We start from the raw sequence: 296 nt of genomic DNA, 5'->3' as shown, positions 1-296 counted from the left end.
ATCAGGAACCGCAGCGAATCCGCGCAGATTGCGGGTGCGTTTGAAGCGCACGGTTTTGCCACCGTCGATCTGACGTTCGATGAACTGTCGAAGCAGCACATCCGTTATATGGTCGGCGGCCGCTCGCCTTTGGCCCGCGACGAACGTCTGTTCCGCTTCGAGTTTCCCGAACGGCCGGGCGCGCTGATGAAGTTTCTGTCGTCGATGGCGCCGAACTGGAATATCAGCCTGTTCCACTATCGCAACCAGGGCGCGGACTACAGTTCGATTCTGGTCGGCATTCAGGTGCCGGAAAC

The 296-nt window shown here is 59.1% G+C and carries 1 pseudogene; it reads left to right on the top strand.

What is annotated here, in order from left to right:
- Positions 1-296 (top strand): annotated as a pseudogene (locus tag PQR53_RS38910) (threonine ammonia-lyase, biosynthetic); the annotation flags it as partial.

It is taken from the genome of Paraburkholderia fungorum, assembly GCF_046027605.1.
Classification (GTDB): domain Bacteria; phylum Pseudomonadota; class Gammaproteobacteria; order Burkholderiales; family Burkholderiaceae; genus Paraburkholderia; species Paraburkholderia fungorum_F.
This window is presented reverse-complemented; position numbering and strand designations above follow the sequence as displayed.